This is a genomic window from Pseudomonas sp. DCA-1, from assembly GCF_046523955.1.
Classification (GTDB): Bacteria; Pseudomonadota; Gammaproteobacteria; order Pseudomonadales; family Pseudomonadaceae; genus Aquipseudomonas; species Aquipseudomonas putida_Y.
In genome coordinates this window covers 2,188,998-2,212,405 of sequence record NZ_CP169881.1, presented here as the reverse complement: position 1 = coordinate 2,212,405, position 23,408 = coordinate 2,188,998, and the positions used below count along the sequence as shown (strand labels likewise).

General features: G+C 65.6%; 6 protein-coding genes. 2 read left to right on the top strand and 4 right to left on the bottom strand.

The features are described from left to right. Positions 1-4: 4 nt before the first annotated feature. Both ACE4QZ_RS10470 and ACE4QZ_RS10465 read right to left on the bottom strand, forming a co-directional pair. Complete coding sequence (locus tag ACE4QZ_RS10470) at positions 5-3,394, bottom strand: amino acid adenylation domain-containing protein (RefSeq protein WP_410480440.1); 3,390 nt, start codon at positions 3,392-3,394, stop codon at positions 5-7. Then, a complete protein-coding gene (locus tag ACE4QZ_RS10465; protein WP_410480439.1) occupies positions 3,394-19,086 on the bottom strand; it encodes a non-ribosomal peptide synthase/polyketide synthase in 15,693 nt (5,230 codons plus the stop codon). The genes ACE4QZ_RS10470 and ACE4QZ_RS10465 overlap by 1 nt, the downstream gene beginning before the upstream one ends. A 249-nt stretch (positions 19,087-19,335) precedes the next feature. On the opposite strand from ACE4QZ_RS10465, the gene ACE4QZ_RS10460 reads away from it, so the two are divergent. Further along, on the top strand, positions 19,336-20,532 hold the full coding sequence (locus ACE4QZ_RS10460) for a PepSY-associated TM helix domain-containing protein (protein WP_021784854.1): 1,197 nt from the start codon (positions 19,336-19,338) through the stop codon (positions 20,530-20,532). Further along, positions 20,529-21,071, top strand: a complete 543-nt coding sequence (locus tag ACE4QZ_RS10455) for a hypothetical protein (RefSeq protein WP_021784853.1) — start codon at positions 20,529-20,531, stop codon at positions 21,069-21,071. Before ACE4QZ_RS10460 ends, ACE4QZ_RS10455 begins: the two co-directional genes overlap by 4 nt. A 27-nt stretch (positions 21,072-21,098) precedes the next feature. Here the strand turns inward: ACE4QZ_RS10455 and ACE4QZ_RS10450 are convergent, their stop codons facing one another. Together ACE4QZ_RS10450 and brnQ are read right to left on the bottom strand one after the other, a co-directional pair. Next, on the bottom strand, positions 21,099-21,848 hold the full coding sequence (locus tag ACE4QZ_RS10450; protein WP_021784852.1) for a DUF599 domain-containing protein: 750 nt from the start codon (positions 21,846-21,848) through the stop codon (positions 21,099-21,101). 235 nt (positions 21,849-22,083) lie between these two features. Beyond that, on the bottom strand, positions 22,084-23,397 hold the full coding sequence (gene brnQ, locus ACE4QZ_RS10445) for a branched-chain amino acid transport system II carrier protein (protein ID WP_021784851.1): 1,314 nt from the start codon (positions 23,395-23,397) through the stop codon (positions 22,084-22,086). Positions 23,398-23,408 lie beyond the last annotated feature (11 nt).

Here is a 23,408-nt window from a genome sequence, read left to right as displayed (position 1 = left end):
CCTGTCAAGAGATCAGATTTTCCAGATCTTCGGCTGATAGACGTTTGAGGGCCTCCAAGGATTTAGCCAAGGCATCGTTGACCGCCTGGGTTTGCGGCGGGGCGACTGCGATCTCGGCGCAGTAGGCTTGCAGGTCGTGGGTGGTGAACAGCGCCTTGACTGCTGTTTCCAGCTTCAACTGCTCACGCAGGCGCACGGTGACCTGGGTGGCCAGCAGCGAATGCCCGCCGAGGTCGAAGAAGTTGTCGGCAAGGCCGACCTGATCGACGTGCAGTACCTCCTGCCAGATCTGCGCCACTTGCTGCTGCAGCTCGCTCTGCGGTGCCAGGTAGGCCACCCGGGCGACACTCAGGTCGGGGGCAGGCAGCCGGTTGCGGTCAAGCTTGCCATTGGGGGTATGGGGGAAGGTCGCGACGAACGTCGTCCAGGTCGGCACCATGTACTCCGGCAACGCGCTGCGCAGTTGCCGCTTCAGCGCCTCGCCCAGTGCCTCGCGCGTTTGCCCATCGTCGACCACGGCCAGGTCTTGCGGCACCAGGTAAGCCACCAGCTGCTGGCCCCCAGGCCCCGGCCGGGCGACCACCGCCGCTTCGCGAATGGCGGGATGACGCGCCAGTTGTGCCTCGATTTCACCGAGTTCAATACGATAGCCACGAATCTTCACCTGCTGGTCGATTCGCCCGAGGTACTCCACCACACCATCGGCCCGATAGCGTGCCAGGTCGCCGGTACGGTACAGCCGCTCACCGTTCTCGGCGAACGGGTCGGGGACGAAACGCTCGGCGGTCAGCCCAGGCCGCTGGTAATACCCGCGCGCCAGCCCCGCCCCGCCAATCAGCAGCTCGCCGGCAACGCCAACGGGTACCGGCGCCAGGTCCTCACCCAGCAGGTAGAGCCGGGTATTGTCCAACGGCCTGCCGAGCAACGCCTGCGGCCTGGCGGGCTGCAAGCGATGCAGCGCTGACCAGATGGTGGTTTCGGTCGGCCCGTACAGGTTCCACAACGGCCCGCCCAGGGCCAGCAGCCGCTGCGCCAGGTCATCGCTCAGCGCTTCACCGCCACATAACTTCGTGCAGCCCGCCAGCACCTCACCGCGGCCGCTGTATAGCAGCATGCGCCAGGTCGAAGGGGTGGCCTGCAACACGGTCACCGCCTGCCGCGCGACCAGCTCCAGTACCCGCTGCGGGTCCTGTGCGGTATCCGGACCGGCCAGGACCACGCAGGCACCCTGCACCAGCGGCAGGTACACCTCCAGCCCGAAGATATCGAACGAGAACGTGGTCAACGACAACAGGCGATCGCCGGTAGCCAGCCCCGGCGCCTTGGCCATGCTGGCGATGAAGTTGACCAGGGCGCCGTGGGGCACCATCACCCCTTTTGGCCTGCCGGTGGAGCCCGAGGTGTAGATCATGTAGGCAAGGTGCTCGGCCGACAGTTGCAGCTGCGGGTTGTGCACACCGTAGGCTGCCGCGTTGCAGCCACTGCCCAGCAGGTGCTCGGGCGCCAGCAACAGGCACTGAACCGTGACCGGTATCGGCAGGCGTGCCTGTAGCGAAGGTTGGGTCAGCAGCAGCCTGATGCCGCTGTCCTCCATCATGTAGGCCAGCCGCTCGTCCGGGTAATGAGGGTCCAGCGGTACATAGGCACCCCCGGCCTTGAGCACGGCCAACAACGCGACGAGCATCTGTGGCGAGCGTTCGAGGGCCACCCCGACCTTGACGTCCGGCCCTACGCCGCCTTCGATCAGGCGCCAGGCCAGGCGGTTGGCGTGTTCGTTGAGCTGCTGGTAGCTCAGTGTCTGGTCTTCGAACTGCACCGCCGGTGCATGCGGCGTGGCATCGGCACGCTGCTCGATCAAGTGCTGAATGCAGGCGTCGGCAACCGGCACCGCCGTGTCATTCCAGGCTTGCCCGATCACGTCCAGCTCGCTGTCGCTGAGCAGTGGCAACGCGGCGATTCGCTGGCCCGCGTCGGCCACGATGCCGTCCAGCAATTGCACCCAGTGCCCGGCCATGCGCGCCACGGTCGTGGCATCGAACAGATCGGTGGCGTAGTTCAAAGAAGCGCCGATCTGCCCTGGCGCTTCGAAGGTTTCCAGGGTGAGGTCAAACGGCGCGGTGCGCGTTTCACCAGGCAACGCCTCGATACGCAGCGCTGTGTCGCTGGCGGCCTGCTGGCCATTGCCCTGGCGCTGGTGGTTGAACATGACCTGGAACAACGGGCTGTGGCTCAGGCTGCGCCCCGGCTGCAAGGCTTCGACCAGTTGTTCGAACGGCAGCTCTTGATGGGCCTGGGCGTCGCTGGCGGCCTGGCGGGCTTGCTGCAACAGCGCGCGGAAGGTCTGCTGCGGCTCGATTTGCGCGCGCAGCACCTGGGTGTTGACGAAAAACCCGATCAACCCTTCGGTTTCTACCCGGTTGCGGTTAGCGATGGGCACACCCACGCGAATGTCCTGCTGCCCGCTGTAGCGCTGCAGCAAGGCCTGGAACGCGGCCAGCAACAGCACGAACAAGGTCACCCCTTCGTGGCGGGCCAGGTCTTGCAGGCGTTGGCACAGTTCGGCCGGCAAGCTGAAGTCGTGTCGTGCGCCGCGGTAGCTCATCAGCCCCGGGCGGGGCCGATCGGTCGGCAGTTCCAGCACCGGCTGCTGGCCACCCAGTTGCGCTTGCCAATAGGCCAGCTGCCGCTCGCGTTCACCGGCCTCCATCCAGCGCCGTTGCCAGATGGCATAGTCGGCGTACTGGATGGGCAGCGGCCGAACAGCCACGGCATGCCCTCGGCAACAGGCGCTGTAACCCTGCAGCAGTTCGTCGACCATGACCTTCAGCGACCAGCCGTCAGCGGCGATGTGGTGCACCACCAGGCTGAGCACATGGTCCTCGGCCGCCAGGCGCAGCAACGCCACGCGCAACACGGGGCCGTGTTGCAGGTCGAACGGCTGCTCACGGTGGGCTTCGACGAAGGCCTGAATCTGCGCCTGCTCATCGCCCACGCCGCGCTCACGGCATTCGATCGCTACCGTCAGCTGTGGGGCGATTTGCTGGCGCGGGCCACCGTCGCGGCTGTCATGGGTGAACGTGGTGCGCAAGCTCTCGTGCCGCGCCAGCAGCGTATCGAAACTGCCTTGCAAGGCCTGCAGGTTCAGCGGGCCATGCAGGCGCAGGCTGACCCCGATGTTGTAGGCAGTGCCCTGGGGCTCCATCTGCCACAGGAACCATTGGCGCTCCTGGGCAAACGACAACGGCACCACGGTGGTGTCGTCGCGCACCAGCGGAATGGGCAGGTTGGCCGGGGACACGCCTTCTTCAAGCATTTTCTGCAGGTATTGGCGACGCTTTTCCAGCGGCAGATTGATGAAGCGCTGGGCAATTTTCGTGGCGACTGCGGTGTCCATCACACCTCCTCCATTTCGTCCAGCAGAGCCGACAGCTTGCTGAGTGTTTGTGTGTCCGCCGGCGCAGATGCCTGGGCCAGCTGTTCGGCGAAGCTCGCCAGGGTCGGGTGCTGGAAAATCAGTTGCGGGGTCAGGCTCAGGCCGAGTTCCAGTTGCACCCGCGAAACCACGCTGACGGCCAGCAGCGAGTGGCCGCCCAGTTCGAAGAAGTGGTCGTCCAGGCCCACTTGCTCAAGCTTGAGCACGTCCTGCCAGATGGCTGCCAGCTGCTGTTCAAGCTCGCAACGCGGGGCGCGATAACCTTGCTGCAACAGGCTGGCATCGGCCTTGGGCAGGGCCTTGCGGTCGAGCTTGCCGTTGGCCGTCAGCGGCCACCGGTCGAGCAGCAACAGGTGCGCCGGGACCATGTAGTCCGGCAGCGCTTCCTTCAGCTGTTCGCGCAACTGCGCGCGCAGCCCGGCGTGCTGCTCCAGCGCTACCTCGGCAGCGGGTATCAGGTAGGCCACCAACTGCTGGCCGGTCGCGCCTTCCTGGGCCAGCACCAGGGCCTCGCGCACCTGCGGCTGGGCCTGCAGGCGGGCTTCGATCTCGCCCAGCTCGATGCGGAAGCCGCGGATCTTCACCTGGTGGTCGATGCGCCCGGCGTATTCGATCACCCCGTCGGCGTGGTAGCGCGCCAGGTCACCGGTGCGGTACAGGCGCCCGCCAGGGGCACCGAACGGGTCCGGCACGAAGCGCGTGGCGCTCAGTTCGCTGCGCTTGAGGTAGCCGCGTGCCAGGCCGGCGCGGCCCACGTACAGCTCACCGATGCAGCCTTTGGCTACCGGGTTCAGGTCGCCGTCGAGCACATACCAGGACAGGTCGGGGATCGGCACGCCCATCGGGCTGCTGGCCGCCTTGCCCAGGTCAGCCAGCGACAGCGGCCGGTAGCTGACATGCACGGTGGTTTCGGTGATGCCGTACATGTTCACCAGCTGCGGCTGGCGGTCGCCGAAGTGTTCGAACCACGGTGCCAGGCTGTTGACGTCCAGCGCCTCGCCCCCGAACACCACGCTGCGCAGTGCCAGCGGCCGCTGCGGCTCGGCCGTGGTGGCCACCGCCATCAGTTGCTTGAACGCCGACGGGGTCTGGTTCAGCACCGTGATCTGTTCATCGGCCAGCAACTGGTAGAAGGCCTCGGGCGAGCGGCTGGTGTGCTGCGGCACGATCACCAGGCGCCCGCCGTACAGCAGGGCGCCGAAGATTTCCCACACCGAGAAGTCGAAGGCATAGGAGTGGAACAGGCTCCACACGTCGTCGCTGGCGAAGCGGAAGTCGGCGTCGGTGGCCGTGAACAGGCGCAGCACGTTGCGCTGCGGCAGCAGTACGCCCTTGGGGTTGCCGGTGGAACCGGAGGTGTAGATCACGTAGGCGAGGTTGTCCGGGCTGACCGTGACCGGCGAGCAGGCCAGCGGGTCGGCCTGGGTGCTGTCATCGTTGCTTTCCAGGCTGAGCACGCGCACGCCTGCCGGCACCGGCAGGCTGGCCAGCACCTGGGGCTGGGCCAGCAGGCGCTGCAGGCCGCTGTCTTCGATCATGTAGGCCAAACGGTCGGCCGGGTAGGCCGGGTCCAGCGGCACGTAGGCACCGCCGGCCTTGAGGATGGCGAAGATGCCGACGACCATGTCCAGCGAGCGCTCGGCAGCCAGGCCGACCAGCACGTCGGGCCCGACCCCGTCGTCGACCAGGCGCCGGGCCAGGGCGTTGGCGCGCTGGTTGAGCTGGGCATAGCTCAGGGCCTGGCCCTCGCAGGTGACGGCGATGGCATCGGGGGTGCGCTGCACCTGGGCCTCGATCCGGCTGTGCAGGGCCTGGTCGGCCGGGTGCTCGGCGGGGGCCGGGTTCCACTGGGCGAAGGTGGCCTGCTGCTGTTGCGCATCGAGCAGCGTCAGGCTGCCCAGCGCCTGGTGCGCCGAGGCCTCGACAATCTGCTCCAGCAACTGTCGCAGGTGCCCAGCCAGTTGCTCGACCAGTGCGGCAGCGAAGCAGCCACGGTCGTAGCCGAAGGTCACCGACAGCGTCTCGCCCTGGTTGACCGCCAGGGTCAATGGGTAGTTGGCCTGCTCATGGTTGTGCACCGCATCGAAACGCAGTCCCTCGGGTGCCGTTTGCTGGAGGATCTCCGAGACCGGGTAGTTCTCGAACACCATGATGCTGTCGAACAGCCCCTCGCCGCCGTGACCGGCCCAGCGCTGGATCTCGAACAACGGCGTGTGTTCGTGTTCACGCAATTGCAGGTTGAGGCTTTGCAACGCTTGCAGCCATTGCACCACGGGTTGTTCCGGGCGCGGGCTGGCAACCACCGGCAAGGTGTTGATGAACAGCCCGATGTGCGCTTCGACACCGCGCAGCTCGGCAGGACGGCCCGCTACGGTGACACCGAATGCGACCGCCGCCTGCCCGGTATAACGCTGCAACAGCAACAACCAGGCCCCTTGCATCAAGGTGTTGAGGGTGACCTTGTGCTGCCGGGCGAAATCGCTGAGCTGGCGGGTTTGCTGGCGATCACGCAGCAAGACAACCTGCCCCTGCCCGGCCACGTCGGCTTCGGCCAATGGCTGGCCGGTCGCCAGGCTGCGGCTGAGCAGTGTGGGCTGTTCCAGGTCCGCCAGGCGGGCTTTCCAGAACTGCTCGCTGGCCTGCGCATCCTGGCGCTGCAACCAGCCGATGTAATCGCGGTAGCGCCCTGCCGGCGCCTCTGGGCGAGGCTCGCCGCGGGCCTGGGCACCGTATTGTTCGAGTACCTCCCCCAGCAGCTGCGAATAGCTCCATCCGTCCATGAGGATGTGATGGTTGGTATCGATCAGGTGGTAGCGATCGTCGCCAATGCGGATGACCTGGATGCGCTGCAGCGGCGCCTTGCCCAGGTCGAACCCGCGCAGGCGTTCGGCGTTGGCCAGCTGGTCGAGCGCGGTGGGCAGCTCCCGTCGCTCGCGCCAGTCCTGGTACACCAGCGCCACGGCCAGGTGCTTGTGGATCACCTGCAACGGTTGCTGCTGGCCCTGCCACAGCACACTGGCACGCAGTACCTCGTGGCGGTCGTAGACTGCCTGCCAGGCGGCCCGCAGGCGTTCGGCATCCAGCCCCTGCACATCGGCACGCATCTGGTTGATGTAGTCACCGCTGCCTTGCTCGTACAGCGAGTGGAACAGCATGCCTTGCTGCATCGGCGACAGCGCGTAGATGTCTTCGACTTGCGCCGCCGGTACCGGCAACGCATCGAGCTGGGCCTGGCTGAGGCCCGCCAGCGGGAAGTCCGAAGGTGTCATGCCCTGTTCACCGGCCTCGTTGGCCTGCAGGCAATGCTCGACCAGGCTGCGCAGCTCGCGCCCGTAATCGTCCGCCAGGCGTTGCACGGTCTGTTCGTCGAACAGGTCGAGGCTGAACGTCCAGCCCATGCGCAGCTCGCCGCCATAGACCTGGCCATTGAGGCTGAGCCAGTTTTCCAGCGGCGCGTCAGCACTCTGTTCGGCGCCGACGCCCAGCCGGGAAGGTTGCAGCAAGGCATCGCCGGCGCCATCGAAGCTGGCGTCGAACTGCCCCAGGTAGTTGAAGGTGATACGTGGTGTTGCCAGGCCTTGCAGGGCCTGACGCTGCTCGTCACTGCCAAGGTAACGCAGCACACCGTAACCCAGGCCTTTGTTGGGGATGGCGCGCAACTGCTCCTTGACCTGCTTGATCGACGCGCCCAGCTCGCCCTCGACGCGCAGGCACACCGGGTACAGGCTGGTGAACCAGCCGACGGTTCGGCTGAGGTCAAGGTCGGCGGACAGTTCTTCGCGACCATGCCCTTCCAGCTGAATCAGCGTCGCGGCCTGGCCGCTCCAGCGACCCACCACGCGCGCCAGCGCAGTCAGCAGCAAGTCGTTGACCTGAGTACGATAGGTGGCGGGCGCCTCTTGCAGAAGCTGCCGGGTCACTTCGCGGTCGAGTTGCGTGCTGACCGTGCGCGCACGTCGGCGTTGTTGCCCGGCACCCGGGTGGTCGCAGGGCAGCTCGGCGTGGTCGTGCTGCAACTGCGCCTGCCAGTACGCCAGCTCGCTGCCAAGCCCTTCGCTGCCAGCATAGGCTTGCAACTGCCCGGCCCAGTCCCTGAGCGAACTGGTCTTGGCCGGCAGCACCACCGTTTGGCCCGCCACGCATTGACGATAAGCACGCTGCAGGTCTTCCAGCAGGATCCGCCAGGACACCCCGTCGACCAACAGGTGATGGATCACCAGCAACAAGCGCTGGCACTCGCCCGGCTGCGTTACCAGCACCGCACGCACCAGGTCGCCATTGCCCAGGCACAGGCTGGCCTGGGCCTGGTCGCACAGTGCCTCCAGCGCCTGCGCATCGGCACAGTCACGCTGCCACAACAGCGCGTGGCGCACGTGCGCTTCGCCGAAGCTGGCGCGCCAGCCCTGTTCGCTTTCGTCGAACTTCAGGCGCAAGCCGTCGTGGTGCACCACCAACTGGTGCAGGGCGTGTTCCAGCCGGTCGGCATCCAGCGGCTGCAGGGCGTCCAGCAGCACCGACTGGTTCCAGTGATGGCGCTCGGGAATAGCCAGCGCGAAGAATTCGGCCTGGGCCGGCAGCAGGTGCAGCTCACCGCTGACCGGGCCCTGGTCGATCTGCTGCTGAGCGGCACCCCGCCGAGCGACACGCGCCAGGCCCTGCACCGTCTGCTGCTCGAAAACATCCTTGGGGCTGAAGGCGATGCCGGCCTGGCGGGCGCGCCCGACCACCTGGATGGAAACGATCGAATCGCCACCCAGTTCGAAGAAGTTGTCGTCCAGCCCCACCTGCTCAAGCTTGAGCACGTCCTGCCAGATCGCGGCCAGCTGCTGCTCCAGTTCACTGCGCGGGGCAACATAGGCCTGGCGTGCCTGACTCATGTCCGGCAGCGGCAGCGCCTTGCGGTCTACCTTGCCGTTCGGCGTCAACGGCAGGCGCGCCATCAGCACCCAGTGCACGGGTACCATGTAGTCGGGCAGACGGGCTTTCAGGCTGGCTTTGAGCTGTTGCTTGAGCGCGTCGGCAGCCACCGCGTCTTCAGCCACGCAATAGGCCACCAACTGCGGCCCGTTGGCGCCAGGCTGAGCCATCACCACCGCCTCGCGTACCTGATCGCTGTCGAGCAACGCGGCTTCGATTTCGCCCAGCTCGATACGGAAACCGCGGATCTTGACCTGGTGATCGACCCGGCCGACGTACTCCAGCACGCCGTCGGCACGGCGCCGGGCCAGGTCGCCAGTGCGGTACAGGCGCTCGCCGGGCGCCCCGCAAGGGTGCGGAATAAAGGCCTGGGCGGTACGCAGTGGGTCGCCGACATAGCCACGGCCCACGCCGGTTCCTGCCACGCACAGCTCTCCGGTGACGCCCAGCGGCGCCAGCTCCAATGCGGCGTCCAGCACATACAGGCGGTTGTTGTCGGTGGGGCTGCCAATGGGCAGGTACACGCCTTGCGTGCTCGCCAGGTCGACGCGGAAGAACGCCACGTCATCGGAACATTCAGCCGGACCATAGGCATTGACCAGCCCGACATCGGGATAGCGCTGCAACCATTGACGTGCGGTTTCCGGCGCCAGCGCTTCGCCGGTGGGCAGCATCCAGCGCAGCGACGGCAGGGTAACGGCCGGGGCCTGGAACATACCCTGGATCAACGACGGCACGCTCTCGAGCACACTGATGCGCTGCTCGCGCACCTGCTGCAGCAGTGCTTCGGGATCATGCGCCAGTTCGTTCGGCATAATCTGCACACAGCCACCAAACAGTGGCGCTGCAAGGAACTGCCACACCGAAATGTCGAAGCTTTGCGACGCGGTCTGGGCGATCACGTCGTCCGGCCCCAGGCCCAGGTATGGCACCTTGCTCAGCTGGTTGTTGAGCATGCCCGCCTGCTCGACCATCACCCCTTTGGGCTGCCCGGTCGAACCCGAGGTGTAGATCACGTACGCCAGGTGCTGCGGGCCACTGTAGCGCTGCGGATCGTGCTCGGCGCTGTCAGGCCGGTCGAGGGTTTCCAGCACCAACAGCTGCGGCCGCCGTGCCTCGTCCAATGCGTCCAGCAAGGCCTCGGCCTGCGCCTGGCACGCCTCGGTGCAGAGCAACACCGGGGTGCGGCTCAAGGCGACAATATGGCTCAGGCGTTGTTGTGGCAGGCCAGGGTCCAGTGGCAGGTAGCCGGCGGCGGCCTTGAAGGTGCCCACCATCATGCCCAGCAGCTCAAGGCTGCGCTGCGCCAGCAAGGCCACTGGCTGGTCAGGCCCGACCCCCAGGGCAATCAGCCCATGGGCCACACGGTTGGCAAGGCGGTTGAGCTCGCTGTAGCTGTAGTGCCGGTCGCCGCAGCGCGCAACGACCGCCTGCGGGGTACGGGCCACCTGCGCTTCGAACAGCTCGGCATAACTGTGCTGCAGCGGGTAATCGGTAGCCGTCTGGTTGACGTGCTGCAACAGCCCTTCGCGGGTGGCAGGGGCTACCAGGCAGAACGCGCCCAGGCAGCTGTCCAGCGGCAAGCTCAGGCACTGCTGCAGCACATGCTGGAAGTTGTCGGCCAGCGCAGCCAGCGCCGGGCGCTGCAGATGCTCCAGCGCATGGCTGTAGTGCAACTGCAAAGTCTGCCCTTGGCTGATCGACAGGGTCAGCGGGTAATGTGTCTGTTCGCGGCTGTAGACCTCGCCGAAGCTCAAGCCTGCCGGGGTACCCTGCTGCAGCGCTTCGGAAACGGGGTAGTTCTCGAAGACCAGGATGTTGTCGAACAGGGCCTCGCCGCCCTGCCCGCTCCAGCGCTGGATGTCGAACAGCGGGGTGTGTTCGAACTCGCGCATGGCCACGTTCTGCGCCTGCAACTGCTGCAGGAATTGCGCGAACGGTAGCTGCGGGGCCGGGCTGGCAGTGACCGGCAAGGTGTTGATGAACAGGCCCACCTGCTGCTCGATGCCCTTGAGCGCAGCCGGGCGCCCGGCAACCGTGGCCCCGAACGTGACGCTGTCCTGCCCGGTATAGCGTTGCAGCAGCAACAGCCAGGCACCCTGCAGCAAGGTGTTGAGGGTGACCTTGTGTTGGCGCGCCAGTGCCACCAGCTGCCCGGTGGTGGCGGCATCGATCACCTGCACATGCTCGGCGTAGCCCTGCCCGGCTTCGGCCTGGGCTTCGTAGGCAATGGCCTGCGCCAGCCGGGTGGGCCCTTGCAGGTCGCGCAGGCAGTCTTTCCAGAACGCTTCACCGGCAGCGGCGTCCTGCCGGCCCAGCCAGCCGATGTAATCGCTGTAACGGCTGGTGACCGGTGGCAATGCCGAGAGCTGACCGTCGCCCAGCAGGGCGTACTGGTGCAGCACTTCGCCCAACAGCTGGGAGTTGCTCCAGCCATCCATGAGGATGTGATGGCTGGTATAGAGCAAGTGCTGTCGGGCCGGACCAGTGCGCACCAGCGCCAGGCGCAGCAATGGCGCCTGGCTGAGGTCGAAGCCCTGCTGACGCTGGTCGACTGCCAGTTGCTCGAGGGCAGCCTCAAGGCCTTCGCGCCCCTGCCAGTCGTGCACCACGAACGGCAGTTCAACGTGTTTGCGTACCACCTGCAGAGCCTGCTCGTGCTCCCAGTGGAACTGCGTGCGCAGGATATCGTGGCGCTGCAGCACGGCCTCCCAGGCACGGCGGAAACGCTCGACATCCAGGCCATCGACATCGACGCGCATCTGGTTCACGTAATCCCCCGCCTGCTGCTCGTACAAGGCGTGGAACAGCATGCCCTGCTGCATCGGCGCCAGCGGATAGAGGTCGGCGATCTCGGCCGCCGGCACGGGCAGTTGGTCCAGCTGGATCTGCGACAGGCGCGCCAGCGGGAAGTCGGACGGCGTTACACCGCACACCCCCGGTGTGCAGCAGTGCTCGATCAACGCCTGCAACTCGCGGGTGTAATCGGCGGCCAGACGCTCAAGGGTGGCGCTATCGAACAACTCGCGACTGAACGTCCAGCCCAGGCTCAGCTCACCGCCGTACACCTGGCCATTGAGGCTCAACAGGTTGCCCAGCGGCGCCTGCGCGTCGTGATCGGCGCCCTTGTCTTCCTTGGCCGGCACGAACAGCGCTTCGGCCTGATCGAAGCTGCCATCGAACTGGCCCAGGTAGTTGAAGGTGATTTCCGGCAGCGGTGCATGGCCCAACTGCTGGCGCGCCTCGGCGCTGCCCCATTGGCCCAGCACCCCGAAACCGATGCCGTTGTCGGGAATGCTGTGCAGGTGCTGCTTGACCTGCTTCAAGGTGTGGGAACGCTCACTGGGCACCGCCAGCTTCAGCGGGAACACCGTGGTGAACCATCCCAGTGTGCGGCTGAGGTCCAGGTCGTCGAACAGTGCTTCACGGCCATGACCTTCCAGCAGCACCGACACTTCGTCGCGCCCGGTCCAGCCTGCAATCACCCGCACCAGGGCTGCAAGCAGCAGGTCGTTGACACGTGTGCGGTAGGCTGCCGGCGCCTCGCGCAGCAGCCGCTCGGTCCATGCGCGGTCCAGGCGGCTGTAAACCGTGTGGGCGTGGCACTGCTGATTGGCTGCGGCCAGGTCGCTGACCTGCCGACGTGGCAGTGCGGCGCGCCCCTGCAACTGCTCGCACCAGTAGCCAAGCTGGCCCTGCATGTACGCTGCATGCCCCTGCAAGCGCTTGGCCCATGCCTGCATGGAATGGCTCTTGGCGGGCAGGTTCGGCTGGTCACCCGCAAGCACGGCAGCGTAGGCCTGTTGCAGGTCCTCCAGCAGGATGCGCCATGACACCCCGTCCACCACCAGATGATGAACGACCAACAGCAAGCGCTGGCTGCCGTCCGCCAGCGTTGCGAGCAGCGCGCGCAGCAATGGCCCGTTTTCCAGGTCAAGGCTGCGCTGTGCTTGCTCGAGCAACGTATGCAGCCCCCCTTCATCATCCACCGCGGCCTGCCACAGCAGTGCCGCCTGGGCGCACTGTGCGGGGCTGCGGTAGTGCGCCTTCCAGCCGTCATCGGCGGCTGCAAAACTCAGGCGTAAGACGTCATGGTGATCGACCATAGTTTGCAGCGCCTGTTCCAGGCTTGCGGCGCTCAAGGGCTGCCGTGGCTCAAGCAGTACCGACTGGTTCCAGTGGTGACGTGCCGGAATCGCCTGGGCAAAGAACAGCTGGTGTACAGGTAGCAGCTCCTGCTCGCCGCTGAGCGGCCCCTGGTCGGCCTGCGCTTCGCATGCACCGACTTGGGCAACGCTGGCCAGTGCGGCCACGGTCTGATGCTCGAACAGATCACGGGCACTGAAAAGCAGGCCGTCCTGACGCGCCCGACTGACCAGCTGGATCGAGATGATCGAGTCGCCCCCAAGCTCGAAGAAGTTGTCACTCACGCCCACCTGCGGGAGCTTCAGCACGCGCTGCCACAACGCGGCAAGACGCTGCTCCAGGGCATTGCGTGGCGCCACGTAGGCCTGCTGCAGGGCGCTGAAGTCGGGTGCCGGCAGTGCTTTGCGGTCGAGCTTGCCGTTGGGCAGCAACGGCAGTTGCTCAAGCACCAGCCAGTGGGTCGGCAGCATGTAGTCCGGCAGGCTCTGGCGCAGCGCCGCCTTCAGCTGCTCGCGCTGCTCGGCCGGCCCGTGTGCGGCAATGCTATCGGCCAGCACCAGGTAAGCCGCCAGCTGCTTGCCGCTTGGGCCGTCCACGGCCACCACCACGGCCTCGCGCACCTCAGCGCAGGCCAGCAGGCACGCCTCGATTTCGCCCAGCTCGACACGGAAGCCGCGGATTTTTACCTGGTTATCGATTCGTCCCAGGTAATCAAACTGCCCGTCGGCGCGCAGGCAAACCTGGTCACCGGTGCGGTACAGACGCGCACCCTCGGTGCCAAACGGGTCGGGCACGAAGCGCTCGGCTGTCAGGCCCGGGCGCCCCAGGTAGCCGCGGGCCAGGCCGGCACCGCCCAGGTACAGCTGCCCGGCCACGCCTGCTGGCAGCAGGCCGAGGGCGGCGTCCAGCACACACGCACTGCGCTCGCCGACAGGCTGGCCGATCGGTGCATAGGCGCTGTCGCAATGATCCCCGGCGCGGGTACGCCAGACCATCGGCGTGACCACGGTCTCGGTGGGGCCATACCCATTGATCATCACCTGGGGTTGCAGGCTTTGCTGCACCCGCTCGTAAGTCGCCCGCGGCATGGCATCGCCGCCAAAGCTGTAAAGACGAACCGGTGGAGGGTTACCGGCATGCGCCGCATGCTCAGCCAGCTGTTGCAGGTAGGCCGGCGGGAATCCGGCCATGGTCACCCCATGCCGGCGTATCTCCTCGTAGGTGCGCTCGGGGCTCCACAGCTCATCGTCGCGCAGCAGCAGGCTGCCACCCATGACCAGCGAGGTCAGCCAGCGTTCATGGGCACCGTCGAAGGCAAACGACAGGAAATGCAGCTCACGGTCCGCCGGGGTCATTTCGTACCATTGGCCAGTGGCCAGGCAGTGCATGGCCAGCGGCCCGTGTGCAACCGCAACGCCTTTGGGCTGGCCGGTAGAACCCGAGGTGTAGATCACGTAGGCCAGGTTTTGTGGGCTCAATGCCACGGTGGGCGCCTGTTCGGCGCCCGGCTGCTCACCCAGTTGGTCGAGCAGCAGCGTACGAATGCCGGCCTGCACGTCCAGGCCCGGCAGCACCCGGCTGTGACTGAGCAACAGGTCGATGCCGCTGTCCTGCATCATGTAGGCCAGGCGCTCTGTCGGGTACTGAGGATCAAGCGGCAGGAACGCGCCACCGGCCTTGAGAATGCCCAGCAAGCCGACAACCATGTCGAGCGAACGCTCCAGGGCGATGCCCACCAGCACGTCGGGGCCGACACCCAGCGCCCGCAGGCGATGTGCCAACTGGTTGGCCCGGGCCTCGAGCTGGCCGTAGCTCAGTTGCTGGTCGCCGACCAGCAACGCTACCGCTTGCGGTTGGCGCCGGGCCTGTTCGGCAATCAGCTGGTGAACCGCCGCCGGCGCAGCCGCGAGCCCCACCCGTTGCCAGCCCTGCAACAGGGCCGCCTGCTCCTGCGGCGCCAGCAACGGCAGCTCGCCGACAGCCTGGCCTGGGTCGGCGGCCAGGCCGCGCAGCAAATTGCACCAGTGCTCAGCCATGCGTTGCAGGGTAGCGGCTTCGAACAGCTCGGCAGCGTAGAGGAACGACACGTTGATCGCCGCGTCGGTCTCCAGCGTTTCCAGGGTCAGGTCGAATTGCGCGGTGCCACCCTGCAGGGTCATTTCCTCGGCATGCAAACCTGCCAGGCTGGTGCTGCCCACCTGTTGGCCGGCAATGCTGAGGTGGTTGTACATCACCTGGAACAGCGGGTTACGGTCCAGCGAGCGTTGCGGGTTCAAGGCTTCTACCAGGCGGTCGAACGGCAGGTCCTGATGCGCCTGCCCGGCCAGTGCCGTAGCCTTGACCTGGCTGAGCAGCGCTGCGCCGCTCATCGCCGGGTCGACTTCGACGCGCATGACCAGGGTATTGACGAAAAAGCCCAGGACGTTTTCCAGCTCTTGCCGGCTGCGGTTGCTCACCGGTATGCCGATGCGCACATCGGGTTGTTCGCAGTAGCGTTGCAACAACAGGGCAAAAGCGCCGAGGAACAGCTGGAACAGGGTCAGCTCATGCTCACGCGCCAACTGCCGCAAGCGCTGCGCCAGTTCGCTGTCCAGGGCGAATGCGACGCGCCCCAGACGGTGGTCTTTCAGCGCGCTGCGCGGGTGGTCGATTGGCAGTTCCAGGATGGGCTGCTCGCTTCCCAGCTGCCCGCGCCAGTAGTCCAGCTGGCGCTGGAGTTCGCCCTGGTCGAACCAGTTCTTGTGCCAGGCGGCGTAATCGGCGTACTGGATCGGCAGCTTGGCCAATGCCGGCGCCTCGCCCCGGTGCAGGGCCTGGTACAGGGCAACGAACTCACGCACCATCACGCTCATCGAGCCACCATCGGAAATGATGTGGTGCAAGGTGACCACCAGGAACTGGTCCTGCTCGCCCAACTGCAGCACCTTGGCGCGCCACAACGGGCCGGTGCCCAGGTCGAACAGCCGCTGGGTCTCGGCCAGTACCTGAGCCTGTATGTGTGCCAGCTCGGCCGTTGCCGGCAGTCGGTCCCAGGCCAGCGGTAATTCACCCGCAGGCTGAATGCGCTGCAGCAGCACGCCATCGCGCTCGACGAACGTCGTGCGGAAGGCTTCATGGCGTTCGCAGAGGATCGCGAAGGCCTGGGTCAATGCGGCACGATCCAGTTCGCCGCGCAGGCGCACGACCATAGGTGTGTGGTAGGCGGTGCTGTGCGGCTGCATCTGCCAGAACAGCCATTGCCGCTGCTGGGCGTGCGACGCGACCAGGGGCTGGTCACGCGGCACCGCGGCGATCGGCTCGACGTGCTGCGCGCCAGCGCCCATTACCTGTTCGGCAAAGCCCTGTAGCGAGTTGCTTTCGAAAAGGCTGCGCAACGGTACGTCACGCCCCAGGATGCGCCGGACCCGGGCGATGATCTGCGTCGCCAGCAGGGAATGCCCACCCAGGGCAAAGAAGTTGTCGTCAAGCCCTACCTGGGCGACGTTCAGCACGTCCTGCCAGATCAGCGCCAGCTGCTGCTGCAAGGTGGTCTGCGGGGCACGGTAAGCCTGTGCCGGGCCTTCGTCAGGCACCGGCAAGGCACGTAAATCGAGCTTGCCGTTGAGTGTCAGTGGCATGCCGGGCAATGCCATGAAGCGGCTCGGCAGCATATAGTCCGGCAACTGCCTGGCCAGCGCCGCTTGTACTTCGGCAAGCACCTGCGGGGCATCAGACTGGCTGTCGGGGACCACGTAGGCCACGATGCGGGCCGCGCTGCCACTGCCGCGGATAACGGCCACGGCGTCGTGCACACCGGGCTGGCGCTTGAGGGTGTCGGTGATTTCACCCAGTTCGATCCGGTAACCGCGAATCTTTACCTGATGGTCGACCCGCCCCAGGTAATCGACCTGGCCGTTCGCCAGCTGCCGCGCCAGATCGCCGGTACGGTACACGCGGGTACCGGCGGCACCGAACGGGTTGGGCACAAAGCGTTCGGCCGTCATCGCCGCGCGGCGGTGATAGCCTCGCGCTACCCCTGCGCCGGCAAGATACAACTCGCCCTGGCAGCCGGTGCTCAGCGGTTGCAGCGAAGCGTCCAGCACATAAGCCTGCATGTTGGCCAACGGCCGCCCAAGCGGCGCACGCCCCGTCGCCGGTGGCGCCTCGACCGCATCAGCGAGCGCGCCCACGGTGGTTTCGGTTGGGCCGTAATGGTTGAACAGCGTGCAGTGCGGGGCCAGCTGCGCCAGTTGTGCCATCAGCCCGGCGGGGCAAGCCTCGCCGCCCAGCACCAGCGCACGCTGTGGCAGTGCCCGGGCCGGGTGCGGGCCATCGAGCAATGCCTGCAGGTGGGAAGGGACAATTTTCAGCACGTCCACAGCGTGTGCGTGCATGTAGGCGGCGAAACGCTCGGCGTCCAGGCTGATGTCCAGGGCAATCACATGCAGGCAGCTGCCGCTGCACAGTGCGCCGAACAGGGTGGTGTGGCCAAGGTCGGCCGCCAGCGTGGAAACCACCGCCATGCTCGCGACCCGGCCCAGCGCCAGGCGCTGCAAGGCCGCCTGCACGTAGTTGGCCAGGGCGCCATGGCTGATGGTGACACCCTTCGAACGCCCGGTAGAGCCCGAGGTATAGATGACATAGGCCAGGTTATCGGCATTCAGCTGTGCAGGCGGAGCCGTCGTACTGAAGCGCGCCAGTTCCTCTGCTGCCTGGTCGAGTACCAGGTAGCGCACTTGTGTGTCCTGCGGTAGACGGGCCAGCAGCGCCTGCTGGGTCAGCAGCAGTTGAACACCGCTGTCGTCGAGCATGTAGGTAAGCCGCTCTTGCGGGTATTCGGGGTCGAACGGCACATAGGCACCGCCGGCCTTGAGGATGGCCAGCAGGCCAACGATCATCTCCACCGACCGTTCGACTGCAATACCCACCAGTACCTCAGGCCCGACGCCCCACTCGATCAGTTGGTGTGCCAGCCGGTTGGCATCGGCATCGAGTTCGGCATAGCTCAGTTGCCGGTCGCCGAACACCAGTGCCGGGGCCTGCGGCTGCTGCGCCACCTGCGCGGCGAACAGCGCAAGTATGCTGTCGACGGCGAACTCGCTGGAGGCCGGTTGGCTGGCCTGCAGCAGCCGCTGCCGCTCGCCGGCACCCAGCAGCTGCAAGTCGCCGATGGCTGCCAGCGGGTCGGCGGCCATGGCCTGCAACAGGTTCAGCCAATGGCTCGCCATACGCTCGATGGTGGCCGGGGCGAACAATTCGCGGGCATAGGTGAAGGCTGCCTGCACCTGGCCGTCGCGCTCCACGGTATCGAGGGTGAGCTCGAACTGGACACTGCGCTCGTGGCGCTCCAGCACGTGCAGCTCAAGGCCTGATTCGCTGCGCAAGGCGCCGATGTCGGCGACGTTCGCCTGATGGTTGTGCAACACCTGGAACAACGGCGTATGGCTGAGGCTGCGCTCGACTTGCAGGCCTTCGACCAAACGCTCGAACGGCAAATCCTGGTGGCTCTGGGCCGCGCGGGTGGTTTCGCGGATATCGGCCAGCAATTGGGCGACGGACATCTGCGGGTCGAGCTCGGTGCGCAACACCTGGGTGTTGACGAATACGCCAATCAGCCCCTCGACTTCTTGGCGATTGCGGTTGGCGACCGGCACTCCGACACGGATGTCCTGCAGGCCACTGTAATGTTGCAAAAGCAGCTTGAAACCGGCCAACAGCACACTGAACAAGGTGACCCCTTGCTGACGCGCCAGGCCCACCAGGCGCTCGCTCAGGCCCTGTGGCACCGCGATGGGCAGGCGCTGGCCCTGGCGGCTGGCATGCAGCGGGCGCGGGTAGTCGGCAGGCAACTGCAATACCGGGTGCTGGTCGCCCAGCTTGGCCTGCCAGTAAGCCAGCTGTCGCGCCTGCTCCCCGGCCTCCAGCCAACGCCGCTGCCACAGCGCATAGTCACTGTACTGGATCGGCAACTCAGGCAGCACCGGCACCTGCCCGCGAACCAAGGCGTCGTAGCCGTGGACGAATTCCTGGATGAGCACGTTCATCGACCAGCCATCGGCGACGATATGGTGCAGGGTCAACAGCAGCACGTGCTCCTGTGCCGCCAGCTTCAACAAGCGTACGCGAAACAGCGGGCCCTGCTGGAGGTCGAAGGGCAAACCGGCTTCGTCCCGGACGGCTTGCGCTACAGCGGCGTCGCGGGCCCCGCCGGCCAGCGCCTGAAGGTCGTGTTCTTCAATGACGATGGCCGCTGGCTGCACCACTTGCACCACTTCGTCACCCTGGGTCTGGAACACAGTACGCAGGGCCTGGTGTCGCTGCAGTACCTGCTCGAACGCGCGCTGTACCGCCGAGGTGTCCAGCGCCCCTTTCAGCACCACCGCACTGGGCAGGTTGTAGGCGGCACCGTGTGGGTCCAGTTGCCACAGAAACCACATGCGCTGCTGGGCATAGGACAGTGCATGGCGATCGTCGACGGCAACGTCCGCAGGGATCGGGAATTGTGAAAAGTCGATACCCTCGCTGGCCAGGGTTTCGAGAAACAGCCGCCGCTTTTCCACCGGCAGCTCAATGAAACGGCGGGCGAGCTTCAGGGACTTCTCAACATTCATCGGGATTCATCCGTGCACATGGGTTTCGAGTAACAACTCGGCTATCCCTACGAAACGGATGGAACACCGGGAAAATTAACCCGTCACGGCCACTGGCAAAGGCAGGCTCAGCCGGGGGCCTGGGGTTTGCCATGACAGACGGTTTTCCGGTTTGCCTGCCCTCGCGCGTCATAAGGGTACCGGCGGGATTTTCCTCATACCGCGAGGGATCGACGCGCAAGCCACCCAAACCACAAGGCACCGGCCCCTATGTCCAAAAAGTCACGCTCGAAACTCTGGTTCCTGGTTCACAGCTGGCTGGCCCTGCCCATCTGGTTCTTCGTGCTGATCGTCTGCTTCACCGGCACCCTGGCAGTGGTCAGCCAGGAGCTGGTGTGGCTGGCCAAACCGGAGATACGCGCGGCGAAGCCGAGCGATGATGCGCCACTGCTGACCTACGACCAGGTGCTCAAGGCCCTGCGTGAAGCGCGCCCCGAGCTGGATGTGCAATACATCATGCGCCCGGACGAGTCGCACTTTGCGCTGCAGGTGCAGGTGGTGCAGCCGGACAACACCACCCAGAACCTCTACGTGAACCCCTATACAGGCAAGATCCAGGGCATCAGCCCCTCCTTCGACTTTCGCCAGTTCACCCGCGCCTTGCATGGCTGGTGGCTGGTACCTTTCGGCAACGGCTACCCGTGGGGGTGGTACCTGGTCTCGCTGCTGGGCTTGCCGATGCTTGCCTCGCTGGTCACCGGCCTGGTCGTCTACAAGCGCTTCTGGAAAGGCTTTCTGAAACCTACCCTGCGCTTTCGCCAAGGTGCCCGCATCTTCTGGGGTGACTTCCATCGCCTGAGCGGTATCTGGTCGATCTGGTTCATTGCCGTGATCGCGATCACCGGCACCTGGTTCCTGATCCAGGCGTTGCTGGCCGACAACCACATCTCGATCTCAAGCCGCGACGTACCCGCGGTGGTGGCCCGCGATGACGTACCGCTGCTGCAGGCTGGCGAAGCGCCCCGGCTGGTCAGCCTGGAGCATGCCATCGAAACGGTAAAGGCGCAGATCCCCGGCTTCGAGGCATCCTTCGTGCGCCTGCCAGGCAATGCCTATGACACCTTCAACATCCGTGGCCGCGGCTGGTACCCGCTGATGTTCCAGAGCGCCAGCATCAACCCGTACACAGGCGTGGTCGCCACCTCGCACACCCTGGATGATCGCACCTCACTGGAGTTCGTCACCGAATCCATGCGCCCGTTGCACACTGGCGACTTCGGCGGGCTGTGGGTCAAGATGATCTGGTTCGTTTTTGGCCTGGTGCTGACCTTGATGGTGCTCAGCGGCCTGTTGATCTGGAGCAAGCGCACCGCACAGGCCACTGCAGCCGCACTGAAACGCAAACCCCGCAGCGCACCGACGGCTACCGCCGCGCAAGACGCCCACCTGCCGGAGACCGCCCGATGAGCCGAGCCACCACCGCCGACGCACCTTCGGCCTCACGCCGCCTGTGGCTGAAATGGCGCTTTCACCTGAACATCCTGCTGATACTCGTCCCTTTGGGGTTCATGCCCAGGTATTTTGCCGACCAGGCATTGTTCAAAGGAGAAGCCGGGCTGGGTGAGCGTGAGGCGGGTGTGGTCGCAGTAGGCCCATGGAGCCTGCGTCTGGCCGAATTCCGTGCTGCGGCGCCCCGCCAGGAAGGCCCAGCCGGGTATTTCAAGAGTTTCAGTGCGGCGCTGTGCAACCACTGTATCGGCGAAGTGAAGGCCACTTACCTGCGGGTGGGCAAGCCACGCAGCCTGCGCGCGGCCGGGAGCATTTTCTTCGGTTCACCGTACAGCATGGGCGCTTCCGTCCCGGTTCCAACCAAGACCCGGCCCAACGCTGAACTGTGGATCACCATGGAGGGCTGGGATGGCAGCGTGCACCAGGCTTCGATTCCCCTGAGCCAGGCCTCGCCAGCGACAGTCGCCTGGCTGCAGACGCAGGCTGGCAGCCGCTAGACAACCGGGTGGCGCCCCCTGATCGGCTCAAGCGTTGCCAGCGGCGCTTTCCTTTCCCGCGTCCGTGGGGGCACTTTCAGTGGGCGTGAAGACCATCACATCCAGTACATCGGAATGGAACTCACGGCGGTACAGGATCAATACCACGCCCACACTCACCACCATGAACAGCCAGGGGCTGATGAACCAGGTCAGCATGGCCATGCCGAAATAGTACGAGCGCAGGCCGAAGTTGAACTGGTTGGCAGCCAGTGAAAGCACGCGCGCCGCGCGGGAGGCGAACGCCTTTCGCTCCAGCTCGTTGACCAGCCGCTCGCCGATCATCGGCGCCGACCCCACCAGCACAGCGGCAAAATTGTATTGGCGCATGCACCAGCTGAACGTGAAGAAGGCATAGACAAATACCATGGCCAGGCACAGCAGCTTGATCTCCGACATGCCCTGAGATGTCTGCTGAACCAGCGGCAGGTCGGCCAGCAACGACAGAGCCCGGTCGGAGGCACCGAGCACGGTGAGGATGCCAGCCAGAATGATCAGGGTGCTGGAGGCAAAGAACGAGGCGTTGCGCTCCAGATTACCGATCACGCTGGCATCGGCGATGCGGTTGTCGCGCAGCAGCATGCGGCGCATCCAGTCTTCGCGGTACAGGTGCAGCACACTGGCCAGGCAAGCGGTGTCGCGCCCCTTCCAGATCGCATAGCGGGTATAGCCACCCCAGCACAGGGCGAACCAGGCGATGGCCAGCAGGTTGTTGAGGTTGCTTTGGATGAAGTTCATGCAGGGTTACCGAAAGGGCCATGTGCCTAAAGGATAGGGACCGGATTTCGACGCTGGCAAGCGGCAAAAGGCACACCTGCACACTGGAAAATGCCTGGCCTGCTGCGAAGAGACTGTAACAGGCAACCAACGAAAAGCCCCGCATCCTTACGGATACGGGGCTCTCTTGTTTTCACCCTTGGCGCGCACCCTTCGGCTTGTGGCCGGTGCCGCCCTCAGGCTTCGACTTGTGCGGTCAGGCCAACGCCTCGCGCGGCTTGCCGAGCATGCGGTCGCAGGCCACGGCACCCGCCAGGGTCACCACCGAAGGCACCAGCCAGGCCATGCCGGCATCACTCAATGGCAGGTGCGCCATGAAGTCCGGCAACACGTGGGCAAGGCTGCTGCCCTTGATCGCATCGACCATGCCGAACAGCAGCGATACCAGCATCACGGGCGCCAGGATGCGCGTTGGCGAGTTCCACAGGTCTTTCACGAAACTCAGGCCGACCACCACGATGCACGGTGGATAGATGGCGGTGAGCACCGGGATCGAGAACATGATCAGCTTGGTCAGGCCAAGGTTGGAAATCAGCAGCGAGAAGCCGGCGAGGATCACCACCAGTGCGCGGTACGACAGCGGCAGAATCTGGCTGAAGTACTCGGCGCAGGCACAGGTCAGGCCAACTGCGGTTACCAGGCAGGCCAGCGCGATCAGCACGGCCAGGAAGCCGCTGCCCAGCGAGCCGAAGGTGTGCTGTACGTAGGCATGCAGCACCGCGGCACCGTTGGTGGCGTCAGCCGCGATATCGTGGCTGGTGGCACCCAGGCGGAACAGGCTGATATATACCAGCGCCAGGCCGACACCGGCGATCAGGCCAGCGATGATGGCGTAACGGGTGATCAGCTTCGGCGACTCCACCCCGCGCGAGCGGATGGCGTTGACGATGACGATACCGAACACCAGGGCACCCAGGGTATCCATGGTCAGGTAGCCGTCGGAGAAGCCCTTGGAGAATGCGGCAGCGGCATAGGCCGGCTGTGCGTCACCAATGGTTCCGGCTGGCAGGGCGAAGGCAGCGATGCCCAGCACCGCCAGGGCGATGATCTTCAACGGTGCCAGGAAGCGGCCTACGGTATCGAGCAGCTTGCCTGGGTACATGGACACCGCCAGTACCACGGCGAAGTACACCAGGCTGTAGATGAACAGCGCCAGCGGGCTCTCACCGGTCAGCGGCGCAACACCCACTTCGAACGACACGGTCGCGGTACGCGGGGTGGCGAACAGCGGGCCTACCGACAGGTAGCACACGGCCGCCAGCAAGCCACCGAAGAACTTGCCAATCGGGCTGCTCAGGGCGTCCATGCCGCCACCGACCTTGGCCAGGGCGACCACGGTGATGACCGGCAGGCCGACGGCAGTCACCAGGAAGCCCAGTGCAGCCATCCATACATGCGGGCCAGACTGCAAACCGACAATAGGCGGGAAGATGATGTTGCCTGCACCCACAAAAAGCGCAAACGTCATAAAGCCAAGCGCCAGGATATCCTGGCCTTTGAGAACTTTCATTTAAGGTAGTA